The sequence below is a fragment of the Parahoeflea halophila genome (assembly GCF_900220985.1).
Taxonomy (GTDB): domain Bacteria; phylum Pseudomonadota; class Alphaproteobacteria; order Rhizobiales; family Rhizobiaceae; genus Hoeflea; species Hoeflea halophila.
This window is the reverse complement of record NZ_OCPC01000001.1, coordinates 1311465-1323978: the sequence shown is the minus strand read 5'-3', so window position 1 is coordinate 1323978 and position 12514 is coordinate 1311465. Positions and strand designations below refer to the sequence as shown.

Here is a 12514-nt window from a genome sequence, read left to right as displayed (position 1 = left end):
CTTGCTGGACGGACGCCCTTCTAACCTGTTTGGAGCCAGACAGCCATGCGCAAGTACTCTGCTTTTGCCGTTGCCCGCGAGGCGATGCGTGGTCACAAGGGCTGGCCTGCGCAATGGACCTCGCCCGAGCCGCGCAAGTCCTATGACGTAATCATCGTCGGCGCAGGCGGGCACGGGCTGGGGACAGCCTATTACCTGGCCAAGGAGCACGGCATCACCAATATCGCGGTGATCGAAAAGGGCTGGCTCGGCGGTGGCAATACCGGCCGCAACACCACCATCATCCGCTCCAACTATCTCTACGATGAAAGCGCGGGCCTTTACGATCATGCGCTCAAGCTCTGGGATGGGCTGTCGCAGGATCTCAATTACAATGTGATGTACTCGGCGCGCGGCGTGATGATGCTGTCGCACAATGTGCATGACACCCAGGTCTTCAAGAGGCATATCCACGCCAACCGGCTCAACGGCGTCGACAATGAGTGGCTGACACCCGAACAGGCGAAAGACTACTGCCCGCCGCTCAACATCCTCAAATCGGCCCGCTATCCGGTGGTCGGTGCGGCCTTGCAGCGTCGCGGCGGCACCGCCCGTCACGACGCCGTGGCCTGGGGCTACGCCCGCGCGGCATCGGACATGGGTGTTCACATCATCCAGAATTGCGAGGTGACCGGGGTTCGCCGCGCCGATGATGGATCTGTTTCCGGCGTCGAGACCAGCCGCGGTTTCATCGGAGCCAGGAAAGTCGGTGTGGTGGCCGCCGGACACACATCGGTGATCATGGAAATGGCCGGTGTGCGGATGCCGCTCGAAAGCTACCCGCTGCAGGCGTTGGTCTCCGAGCCTGTCAAGCCGGTATTTCCCTGCGTGGTAATGTCAAACACAGTGCATGCCTATATCTCGCAATCGGACAAGGGCGAGCTGGTGATCGGTGCCGGCACCGATCAATACACCTCCTATTCCCAGACCGGCGGGTTGCATATTCTCAGTCACACGCTCGATGCGATCTGTGAAATGTTCCCGATCTTCACACGGATGAAGATGCTGCGCTCCTGGGGCGGCATTGTAGACGTGACGCCGGACCGGTCGCCGATCCTGTCGAAGACCCCGGTCAAGGGGCTCTATGTCAATTGCGGCTGGGGCACAGGCGGATTCAAGGCGACACCGGGATCGGCCCATGTCTTCGCGCACACGATCGCGCGCGACGAGCCGCACAAGATCAATGCGCCATTCACGCTGGAGCGCTTCCAGACCGGCCGCCTGATTGACGAGGCGGCGGCTGCGGCCGTTGCGCATTGAGGCTTGGGCATATGAGCGAACGCGCCATCAATCTGGCTGAGAAGCTGTCGGCTTTTACCGAACTCTGGTCGCCGAAGATCGTAGCCGGTTTCAATGGTAACGATGTCATGGTGGTCAAGGTGAACGGCGAGTTCAACTGGCACTCCCATCCCGACACCGATGACTTTTTCCTCGTGCTGTCGGGCCGATTGACGATCCAGATGCGTGAAGGCGATGTCGTGCTGGGACCGGGCGAAATGTATGTGGTGCCGAAGGGTGTCGAGCATTGCCCGCGTGCCGACGTGGAAACCCATCTCGTCATCATCGAGCCTGCCGGGACTCCCAACACCGGTGATCCCGAAACCGCCGTGACCAAAACCAAGATCTGACCAAGGACCAAGCGATGCTTCTGATCCATTGTCCCTACTGCCAGGAAGAACGGCCCGAGCTCGAATTCCGCAACGCGGGCGAAGCACATATCGAACGGCCGAAAGACATCGCCGCAATCAGTGACGAAGAGTTCGAGAAATTCTTCTTCATCAGGAGCAACCCGAAAGGTGTCGCCTATGAGCGCTGGCGCCACATTCACGGTTGTGCCAGGTTCTTCAACGCGGTGCGCGATACGGTCAGCGACCGCTTCGTGACCACTTACAAGGCCGGTGAACCGCGGGTCGAGGTGGTGCGTGGCGAGGACGGTGCCTTGCAGGTCAAGGGAGCAGCACAATGAGCGGCGCAAACCGGATCAAGGGCAAGGGCAGGCTGACGCCGGCCAGGACCGTGCGCTTCAGTTTCGACAACCAGGTCCTGACCGCTGTCGAGGGCGATACGCTGGCTTCGGCGCTGCTTGCCAATGGCGTCCACCTGACCGGACGGTCGTTCAAGTATCACCGGCCGCGCGGCATGCTGTCTGCGGGACCGGAAGAGCCCAATGCGCTTATGGATGTCGGCCGCGATGCAGTGCGGCGAACGCCGAACATCCGGGCGACGGTGCAGGAAGTCTATGACGGCATGCGGGCCCGCTCGCAGAACCGCTGGCCATCGCTGGCCTTCGATGTCGGCGGGCTCAACAATTTGGCTTCCCCGTTCTTTGCGGCGGGGTTCTACTACAAGACCTTCATGTGGCCGAAAGCTGCCTGGAAGAAGATCTACGAGCCCGTGATCCGCGCGGCAGCGGGCCTCGGCGTCGCGCCGACCGAGCCCGATCCGGATCATTACGCCAACCATTTCGCCCATTGCGACGTGCTGGTAATCGGCGGCGGCGCGGCGGGGCTTTCGGCAGCGCTTGCCGCGGCCCATGCGGGCGCTGAAGTGATCCTGTGTGACGAGCAGGCCGAAACCGGTGGCGCGTTCCATCATGAAACAGATGCAAAGGTGGATGGCCGCCCGGGCTGGGAGTGGGCGCAGGCGGTGACAGCCGAACTTCGGGCAATGGACAATGTCCGGGTGCTGACCCGGACAACAGCATTCGGATACCAGGCACAAAACCATGTCGGGCTGGTTGAGCGGGTCACCGAGCACCTCGCCAACCCGGACCCGTCGCTGCCGCGGGAGCGGCTCTGGCAGGTCCGTGCCAAACGGGTTGTCATTGCCACCGGTGCGATCGAACGGCACATGGTCTTTGCCAACAACGACCGGCCCGGCATCATGCTGGCATCGGCTGCGCGAACCTATCTCAATCACTTCGGTGTCGCGGTCGGTGCCAAGGTCGGTGTCTACACCGCCTGCGATTCGGCCTGGAATGCTGCTTTCGATCTCAAGCAGGCGGGCGTTTCGGTTCCGGCGATTGTCGACGTGCGTCCCGATCCGGACCCTGAACTCGTCGCCCGGGCAAAGGAACTAGGCATCGAGGTTTTTGCAGGTCAGGCAGTGCTCGACACGTCGGGCAAGCTCAGAGTCAAGTCGATGAAGGTCGGCAAATCGTCAGGTGGATCGACGCGGGACATCTCAATCGACGCGTTGATCATGTCGGCGGGATGGACGCCGTCGGTGCACATGTATTCCCAGTCACGCGGCAAGGTGGTCTGGGATGAGGCAAGCCAGCGCTTTCTGCCCGGCCGCAATGTGCAGGATTGTGTGAGCGTCGGCGCCTGCAATGGTGTCGATGATCTGCGCGAGGCTGTTGCTGACGCGGCAAAGGCCGGCCACGACGCAGCAATCGCGGCTGGTATTTCAGCCGGCGCCGCCTGGACTGCACCTGAAGCGGAAACCGGAACGTCCTGGGCCGGTAGCATGATGGGGTCGGCGGCTGGCGCCGGTACCAACACGACGGTGAAGGCCTTTGTCGACTTCCAGAACGATGTGACGGCCAAAGACATACGGCTAGCCGTGCGCGAGGGCATGCATTCGATCGAGCATGTCAAGCGGTTCACCACCAACGGAATGGCAACGGATCAGGGCAAGACCTCGAACATTCACGGTCTTGCGATTGCTGCCGAGATGCTCGACAAGCCCTTGCCGCAGGTCGGACTGACCACCTTCCGCTCGCCCTACACGCCGGTCACCTTCGGTGCGATCGTCAATCATTCGCGCGGCGACCTATTTGATCCGACACGGCGCACGCCGATGCACGGCTGGGAAGAAGCCCATGGTGCAGTGTTCGAGGATGTCGGACAGTGGAAACGCGCCTGGTATTACCCGCGTGCGGGAGAAGACATGCATGAAGCGGTCAACCGCGAGTGCCGGACTGTGCGCGAGGTGGCCGGCATGTTCGACGCCTCGACGCTCGGCAAGATCGAGGTGGTGGGCCCGGATGCGGCGCGGTTTCTCAACCTGATGTACACCAATGGCTGGGACAAGCTGCAGCCGGGCCGCTGCAAATACGGCATCATGCTGCGTGAGGACGGCTTCATCTATGATGATGGCGTCGTCGGCCGCCTGGCGGAAGACCGTTTTCATGTGACCACCACCACTGGCGGGGCGCCGCGGGTGATGCATCACATGGAAGACTATCTGCAGACCGAGTTTCCTGACCTGAAGGTCTGGCTGACTTCGACAACCGAGCAGTGGGCAGTGATCGCCGTGCAAGGGCCTAAGGCGCGCGAGATCATTGCGCCGCTGGTCGAAGGCATCGATCTTTCCAATGATGCCATGCCGCATATGAGCGTGCGTGAGGGCAAGATCTGCGGGGTCCCGACGCGGCTGTTCCGGATGTCGTTCACCGGCGAGGCCGGCTACGAGGTCAATGTGCCTGCCGATTACGGTGAGGCGGTGTGGAAGGCGCTGTGGGAACGGGCCGAGCCACTTGGCGCCTGTGCCTATGGCACCGAGACCATGCATGTGTTGCGCGCCGAAAAGGGCTACATCATCGTAGGACAAGACACCGATGGCACGGTAACCCCGGATGATGCGGGTCTGAACTGGGCGGTGGCCAGGAAGAAGTCCGATTTCGTCGGTATCCGCGGCATGAAACGACCGGATCTGGTGGCAAGCGGCCGCAAGCAACTGGTCGGATTGACCACCAAGGACCCGAACATTGTTCTCGAGGAAGGCGCGCAGATCGTTGCCGATCCGAACCAGACCGTTCCCATGAAGATGATCGGTCACGTGACATCCGCCTACTGGTCGGAAAATTGCGGCCGGTCGATTGCCATGGGCCTGGTGATTGACGGGCGGTCGATCAACGGCAAGACGCTTTACGTGCCGATGCCTGACAAGACCATCGAAGTGGAAGTCACGGACACCGTGTTTGTCGACAAGGAAGGAGTGCGCCTGAATGGCTGATATCGCTCACGCCACCCGTACCGAAGCGCTTGCCGGACGTGCCGGCGGCGCAGCCGGTGTCACCCTGACGCCGGCAAGGCCGGCCAACCGCGTTTCTCTGCGAGCCGGTTCAGGCGAAGCCAAGTCCCTGTCCGATGCGTTGGGTCACGAACTGCCCTTGTCTCCGAAAACATCGGTGAGCAACGGGAAGGGCCGTATCGCCGCCTGGCTTGGCCCGGACGAATGGCTGATCATCGATGAGACGGGTGATCCGCTCGAGGAGCTCGGCAAGGCCGAGGTTCTGCATTCCGCCGTCGATGTTTCCCACCGCAACACGGCTATCCTGGTTTCCGGCACAGGTGCGCGTGCGACGCTGGAATGCGGCTGTCCGCAGAACCTGAGTGACAGGGTCTTTCCGGTAGGGTCAGCCACGCGCACGGTGATGGGCAAGATCGAGGTGGTGATCCTGCGGACCGGCGAAAACGACTACCGGGTGGAATGCTGGCGTTCTTTCTCGGACTACTCTTTCGCCTTGCTGAGCGAAGCTGCAAAGGACTGCCTGGCTTAGGAATGCGGGCCCTTCCAAGGGCTCAGGCTTCCACCCAGTCCTTCGGGTCGAACTGGATGATGGTCAACCACGTGGCTGTCATCGCAGGCTTCTTGCCGCCTTCGATTTCAATGGTGACTTCATAGGTGGTCATCATTCTGCCGGGGCCGCGAAGCCGTGCGTCCTTCAGGAAAAACCGGCCGCGGATACGTCCATCCACCGGCACCGGGGCCATGAAGCGGATCTTGTTGAAGCCGTAATTGATGCCGAAATGGTCTTCCTTCACCTGCGGAACCGCATCGGTGTGCATCGCCGAAAGCATGGAGAGCGTCAGAAAACCGTGCGCAATCGTGCCTCCGAAGGGGGTTTCTGCGGCGCGCTCCGGGTCGACATGGATGAACTGGTGATCGTCGGTCGCATCGGCGAAGACGTCGATCCGCGATTGCGGTACGTCGATCCACTTGGACACGCCGAGCTCGGTGCCGACGAGATCCTTGATCTCCATGACTGAAATCACTCGCTGCACGTCAATCTCCCCCTTGAAACTGTTTTGACCGTGCACTCCATAAAGCGATATGCCAGCCGATGCATCAACTTAATGGTGTCAGTCTCGAACCGGCAGCGCCCGTCCGGTTGCCGCTGGTCCTGAAGGTAGCATCATCCAGGCAATTCCTGCCAGCAGACCACTGAGCGCGGCGGCACCGGCTTTTCGATCGACGCCCCGGGGCTGGCCGGGTACCAGAGCCGCTTCGAGGCAGGCAGCACGCAGCGCACGGCTTCGTGGCTGCGGTTGAAAACGACTGTCAGGCGTTTGCCAGGCGGCCCCAGCACCATCATGAAGTTGCCGCGGCGGGGATCTTCCCAGTCGGCCGGTGTCATTGGCTGGCCGTCACAGCCCAGCCATGAGACCTGATTCGGATTGGTGGATCCGTCGCCATCGGAGAGAAACGCAACCCGGTCGAACAAGCTCGAGGTCTTTCTCAGTTCTGCCCATGCACGGGTGAAGTCGAGGCGACCCTGGTTGAGGTCGTGCCAGTTGCGCCAGGTGATGGCATTGTCCTGCGCATAGGCGTTGTTGTTGCCTTGCTGGCTGTGCCCGAATTCATCGCCGGCCGTCATCAGGATGGAACCGCGGCTGGCAAACAGGGTGGCAATCAGCGCCCGTGCATCGGCCTCCCGGCTTGCGAGGATGTCCGGGTCATCGCTTGGCCCTTCCACGCCATTGTTCCACGAGTAATTGGCGTTGTGACCGTCGCGGTTTTCCTCGCCATTGGCTTCGTTGTGCTTGTCCTGAAAACAAACAAGGTCTGCCAGCGGAAATCCGTCATGGGCGGCGACGAAGTTTATGCTGCGGGTTCTTGTCGCCCAGTTGCGCGCAAAGATATCGGACGAGCCCGAAAGCCGTGTCGCAAGTGCACCGGTCATGGCGTCGTCGCCACGCCAGTAACGGCGGATGTCGTCGCGGGCATGGTCGTTCCATTCAAGCCAGGGGGGACCGAAATTGCCGAGCTGGTAGCCGCCGGGGCCGATGTCCCATGGCTCGGCGATCAGCAACCGGTCATGAAGAACCGGATCATCGACGATCAGCTCCAGCAGTTTGGCGTCAGGGGAGAAGCCGTTTATATCGCGACCGAGGATTGGTGCGAGGTCGAAGCGGAAACCGTCAATCCCAGCCTGTGTCACGAAGTGGCGCATGGTTCTGAGCACCAGTTCCTGAACCTCCGGACGATCACAGGCCAGCGTGTTGCCGCAGCCGGTGTCATTGACCAGCATGCCCGGGGTATGGGCGTCGTGGCGATAATAGGTTGCATTGCCCAGTCCGCGAAGCGACAGGGTCGGGCCTTCGTTGTCGCTTTCGCCGGTGTGGTTGAACACCACATCGAGAAGAACGCCGATGCCGGCAGCATGCAGCGCCTCCACGGCCTGGCGCAGATCGGCGGTGCCGCCGGGGGCTACCCGCGGGTCAAGCGCCATCATGGTCACGGGATTGTAACCCCAGGCATTGGTCAGCCCGAGCGGCGGCAGGTGACGCTCGTCGATCCAGGCTGCAATCGGCATCAGTTCGACGGCGCTGACATGCAATTTGCTGAGATGCTCGATGATGGCGGGATGGGCCAGCGCGCGTAAAGTGCCGCGATCTTCCTCGGGCACATCCGGGTGTAGCTGTGTGAACGCCTTCACCGGGATTTCATAGATCAGGCCGCCCGGGTCAAAGCGAGGTCGACCGGGATTGAGTGGTGTCAGAGGGGCTTCCAGAATGGCCTTCGGGACAATACCTTGGGTATCTGTGCCGAGTTCGCCGAGCCGGGAATCGTAGGTAAACGGCCGGTCGAGGCGGATCGCATAGGGATCCACCAGCAGCTTGGAATCGTCAAACCGGTGACCTGCTTCTGGTTGCCAGGGACCTTTGGCGCGCAGCCCGTATCGCGCGCCTGCCATCATACCCGGCACGAAGGCGGAAAAACTCCCGTTGTCAGCGCTTTCAAGTTCGTGGCGGGCGATTTCGGTGTCGAGGTTATCGAACAGGCAGAGTGTGACGGATGAGGCCGAGGGAGCCCGTACCGTAAACCGGGCACCATCAACAGTCAGTACTGCGCCGGGAGTTCCCGGAATGCCGAGATCCATGGTTCCGCCCATCAAGTGATGACGGACGGAGCTTCGCGCCCAGTGCGCTTGCGGATGTCTGCAAGCGCTTCAGCGGCATCGATGAGCGGCCTGAGAGCGTCCTGGGTTTCCTCGCCAAGATGCGCGGGATCGGGTTCGTAGCGCTCCATGTAGATCCGCAATGTCGCTCCCGACGTGCCGGTGCCCGACAATCTGAAGACAAGGCGCGATCCGCCTTCGAAAAAAATCCGGAGGCCCTGATTGTGGCTGACCGATTGGTCGATCGGGTCGTGATAGGTGAAACTGTCGGCCTTCTCGATTGTCAGCGACCCGGTCTCAAGTCCCGGCAGACGATCGAGTTTTTCTTCAAGCGCCTGCATGAGAGCATGGGCCGTATCGGTCTCGATGGCCTCGTAATCATGCCGCGAATAGTAGGTCCGGCCATATTCAGCCCAGTGTTCCTGAACGATCTCGGCCACGCTCTGGCGCCGGACTGCGAGTATGTTGAGCCACAGCAGCACGGCCCAGAGCCCATCCTTTTCGCGCACATGGTCGGAGCCGGTGCCGGCACTCTCCTCGCCGCATATGGTGCAGCGTCCGGCATCAAGCAGGTTGCCGAAGAATTTCCAGCCGGTCGGTGTCTCGTGCATCTCGACACCGAGCTTGGCTGCGACCCTGTCGGCAGCACCGCTGGTGGGCATCGATCGGGCAATGCCCTTGAGCCCGTCCTTGTAGCCCGGTGCAAGATGGGCGTTGGCAGCGAGCAGGGCGAGCGAGTCCGACGGGGTGACAAATATGCCCTTGCCGATGATCAGGTTCCTGTCGCCGTCTCCATCCGAAGCGGCGCCGAAATCCGGTGCGCCTGGTCCCATCATCAGATCGTAGAGTGCCTTGGCGTGAACAAGATTCGGGTCGGGATGATGGCCACCAAAATCCTCGAGCGGTGTGGCGTTGAAAACCGACGCTCGATCTGCACCCAAACGCTGCACGAGGATTTCGCTGGCATAGGGCCCGGTGACGGCGTGCATGGCATCAAAGGCAATATTGAAGCCATCCTTCAACAGCGCGCGGATGGCGTCGAAATCAAACAGTGTTTCCATCAGTTCGGCATAGTCGGCGACCGGGTCGACGACTTCGATGGTCATGCCGCCTGCTTCAGATACGCCTATCTGATCGAGATCCACCTCCCCGAAATCGGCGATCTTGTACTGATCGATGACCTGCGAGCGGGCGTGGATTGCCTCGGTGATCTTCTCCGGCGCAGGGCCGCCATTTGCGATGTTGTACTTGATGCCGAAATCTTCCGTCGGGCCGCCGGGATTGTGGCTGGCGGAAAGGATGAGCCCGCCGAAGGCCTCTTTTTTGCGGATGAGATGCGAGGCGGCAGGCGTCGATAGGATGCCGCCCTGGCCGACCAGGACGCGGCCAAACCCGTTGGCGGCGGCCATGCGGATGGCGGTCTGTATGACCTCGCGGTTGTAGAACCGGCCGTCACCGCCGATGACCAACGATTCGCCTTCAAACCCGTCCAGACTGTCGAAGATCGACTGGATGAAAGCTTCGGTGTAGCCCGGCGTCTGAAACACAGGGACTTTCTTGCGCAGCCCCGAAGTGCCGGGTTTCTGATCGGGAAAGGGGGTGACGGAGACGGTCCGGTTCATGGCTTTTCACTCATTGGAACAAGAAGTTCGGCATAAAGATTGGCATAACTCAGGGCGCTGCGATCCCAGGACACATCGGCTTTCATACCGCGGTTCTGAAGCCGTTCCCACACCTTGGGTTCGCCAAAGGCCCGTATCGCGCGGCGCAACGCCTGGCGCAGGGCATCGGGTGAGACCGGAGAGAACTGAAAGCCGGTCGCCACTTCGGCAGCAAGCGCTGCCTCGTTGGCATCGATGATCGTGTCGGCAAGCCCGCCGGTGCGCGCCACCACCGGCACATTGCCATAGCGCAGCCCATAGAGCTGGGTGAGGCCGCAGGGCTCGAACCGGGACGGGACCAGAATCATGTCGCCACCGGCCTGCATGAGATGTGACAGCGTTTCGTTGTAGCCAAGGACCAGCCCGACGTCGTCCGGATGACGTTCCGCCGCCGCCTGCAGCGCGGTTTCGAGCGTCTGGTCGCCGGAGCCGAGTACTGCCAGCCTCGCCCCCATGGCGACAATATCGTCGGCAAGCTCGGTAAGGACATCAATGCCCTTCTGCCAGGTCAGGCGGCTGACTACGGTGAAGACCGGCTTGTCGGAGTCTGGGAACTTGAAACAGTCGGCGAGCGCCTTGCGGTTGGTCTGGCGCTTCTTGGGTTTCGCGAGGCTGTAACTGGCGGCAATGAACGGGTCCGATGACGGATCCCAAACGTCGGTATCAATGCCGTTGACGATGCCGTGCAGGCTGTCGGAACGGGCATTGATCAAACCTTCCAGACCCATGCCGAAAGCGGATGTGCGGATTTCCTGCGCATAGGTCGGGCTGACGGTGGTGATCGCGGTCGCCATTTGCAGGCCGCCCTTGAGGAAACTGACATCGCCGTAATATTCGATGCCGTCCATCGAGAAAACCGGGGCCGGCAAGTCCAGCTTCGGAAAGATATCCGGGCCGAACTGGCCCTGGAACGCAATGTTGTGGATGGTCATGACCGTCGGCATGGCTGCGGCCGGGCCCTGCTTCATGTAGACCGGCGTCAGGCCTGCCTGCCAGTCATGGGCATGCACGATGTCAGGCGTCCAGTCCTCCAGCGCGCCTTCGGCAATGTTGGCCGCCGCGCGGCACAAGGCAGCAAACCGAAGCCAGTTGTCGGGGTGATCGGCGTTGTCCGCGTCGGTGTAGGGGCCGCCCTTGCGGTCAAACAATTCCGGAGCGTCAAGGACGAGGTAATCCACACCGTCGAGAACGCTGGCGAGGATTGTTGCGCGAACGTCCAGCAGATCGTCAAACCTGGCATGCGGCACAGGGTTGCGGAGCTTCGCCATGACCTGCTGGTAGCCCGGAAGCAGCACCCGCATGTCCACGCCATGCGCCGACAGCGCCGCGGGCAGGGCACCCGCGACATCTGCCAGGCCACCGGTCTTGATCAGGGGATATACCTCGGAGGCGACGGAGAGTACTTTCATTCGTAGATCAGCCCCGCACGGTCCAGCATGTCCTGGGTGATCAGAGATATCCCCGATTCGGTGCGATGGAAACGGCTGGCATCGAGTTCAGGATCTTCCCCCACGACGAGACCTGCCGGAATCTTGACGCCCCGGTCGATCACTACCCTGGAAAGGCTGGCGTGACGGCCGATGACGCATTCGGGCAGAACAACCGCCTCGTTAAGGTTCGAATAGGAGCGGCACAGAACGCCCGAGAACAGCAGCGAGCGATGAATTTCCGAGCCTGAGATGATGCAGTCGCCCGATACCAGCGACGACAGCGCCATGCCGCGGCGCCCCTCTTCATTGTGCACGAATTTGGCCGGCGGCCGGATTTCGGCATAGGTCCAGATCGGCCAGGAGCGGTCATAGAGGTCAAGTTCGGGCAGGATGTCGGTGAGGTCGATATTGGCCTGCCAGTAGGCGTCGACGGTGCCGACATCGCGCCAGTAAGCTTCCTTGTCCGGCGTCTCGCGGACGCAGGATTCAGAAAACCGGTGGGCGACAGCTTTTCCGTGCTCGACGATATAGGGGATGATGTCCTTGCCGAAATCACGGCTCGAGCCAGGGGTGGCAGCATCGCGGCGCAGCTCGTCCATCAGGAAATCGGTGTTGAAGACATAGATCCCCATTGAGGCCAGAGCCATGTCAGGCTTGTCGGGCATGGCTGGCGGGTCGGCGGGCTTCTCGACAAAGGCGACGATCTCATCCTGGTCGTTGACATGCATGACGCCAAAGCCGGTCGCTTCCATGCGCGGCACTTCGAGACAACCGACGGTGACATCGGCACCTGAATTGACATGCTGCTGCAGCATCAATTCGTAATCCATCTTGTAAATGTGATCACCGGCCAGAATGACCATGAATTTGGGCTCATAGGCCTCGATGATGTCGATGTTCTGAAACACTGCATCGGCGGTGCCGTCATACCATTGGGTTTCGGAGACGCGCTGACTGGCGGGAAGAATGTCAAAGCTCTCGTTTCGCTCGGGCCGCAGGAAATTCCAGCCGCGCTGCAGATGCCGGATCAGCGAATGCGCCTTGTACTGGGTAGCGACGCCGATGCGGCGGATACCGGAATTGAGTGCGTTGGAGAGTGCAAAATCGATGATCCTGGTCTTGCCGCCAAAATAGACCGCAGGCTTGGCGCGACGATCAGTGAGCTCCTTGAGGCGGCTGCCGCGACCGCCGGCGAGAACATAGGCCATGGCGTCTCGCGCCAGTGGCTGAACCCTTTTATTCTCCATTTTTCCCTC

At 61.3% G+C, this 12514-nt stretch carries 10 protein-coding genes; 5 read left to right on the top strand and 5 right to left on the bottom strand.

All coding sequences use genetic code 11. The features are described 5' to 3' along the window. Positions 1–45 precede the first annotated feature (45 nt). Genes CRO46_RS06235 through CRO46_RS06215 form a run of 5 tightly spaced genes read left to right on the top strand, consistent with a single transcriptional unit; the run spans position 46 to position 5545 of the window. The gene (locus CRO46_RS06235; protein ID WP_097105993.1) at positions 46–1299 is read left to right on the top strand and encodes a sarcosine oxidase subunit beta; all 1254 of its coding nucleotides are present in this window, start codon (positions 46–48) and stop codon (positions 1297–1299) included. Between the two features lie 11 nt (positions 1300–1310). Then, on the top strand, positions 1311–1667 hold the full coding sequence (locus CRO46_RS06230) for a cupin domain-containing protein (RefSeq protein ID WP_097105991.1): 357 nt from the start codon (positions 1311–1313) through the stop codon (positions 1665–1667). A 14-nt stretch (positions 1668–1681) separates the two neighbouring features. Further along, positions 1682–2005 carry a sarcosine oxidase subunit delta gene (locus tag CRO46_RS06225; protein WP_097105989.1) on the top strand — a complete coding sequence of 108 codons (324 nt, stop codon included), beginning with the start codon at positions 1682–1684 and terminating at the stop codon, positions 2003–2005. After that, positions 2002–4998, top strand: a complete 2997-nt coding sequence (locus tag CRO46_RS06220) for a sarcosine oxidase subunit alpha (protein ID WP_097105987.1) — start codon at positions 2002–2004, stop codon at positions 4996–4998. The genes CRO46_RS06225 and CRO46_RS06220 overlap by 4 nt, the downstream gene beginning before the upstream one ends. Further along, positions 4991–5545 (top strand): sarcosine oxidase subunit gamma, encoded by a 555-nt coding sequence (locus CRO46_RS06215; protein ID WP_097105986.1) that lies wholly within the window; start codon positions 4991–4993, stop codon positions 5543–5545. Before CRO46_RS06220 ends, CRO46_RS06215 begins: the two co-directional genes overlap by 8 nt. 22 nt (positions 5546–5567) lie before the next feature. Here CRO46_RS06215 and CRO46_RS06210 read toward each other — a convergent pair whose 3' ends face one another. The 5 genes from CRO46_RS06210 to glgC form a co-directional block, all read right to left on the bottom strand. Next, positions 5568–6029, bottom strand: coding sequence for a MaoC family dehydratase (locus CRO46_RS06210; RefSeq protein ID WP_179758988.1), 462 nt, complete (start codon positions 6027–6029; stop codon positions 5568–5570). Positions 6030–6181: 152 nt separating this feature from the next. Continuing rightward, a complete protein-coding gene (glgX, locus tag CRO46_RS06205; RefSeq protein ID WP_097106559.1) occupies positions 6182–8149 on the bottom strand; it encodes a glycogen debranching protein GlgX in 1968 nt (655 codons plus the stop codon). Positions 8150–8160: 11 nt separating this feature from the next. Next, positions 8161–9789 carry an alpha-D-glucose phosphate-specific phosphoglucomutase gene (locus CRO46_RS06200; protein ID WP_097105983.1) on the bottom strand — a complete coding sequence of 543 codons (1629 nt, stop codon included), beginning with the start codon at positions 9787–9789 and terminating at the stop codon, positions 8161–8163. Continuing rightward, positions 9786–11237 carry a glycogen synthase GlgA gene (glgA, locus tag CRO46_RS06195; RefSeq protein ID WP_097105981.1) on the bottom strand — a complete coding sequence of 484 codons (1452 nt, stop codon included), beginning with the start codon at positions 11235–11237 and terminating at the stop codon, positions 9786–9788. Before glgA ends, CRO46_RS06200 begins: the two co-directional genes overlap by 4 nt. Continuing rightward, entirely contained in the window at positions 11234–12505 is a 1272-nt protein-coding gene (gene glgC, locus CRO46_RS06190) for a glucose-1-phosphate adenylyltransferase (protein ID WP_097105979.1), read from the bottom strand. Before glgC ends, glgA begins: the two co-directional genes overlap by 4 nt. Positions 12506–12514: the final 9 nt, after the last annotated feature.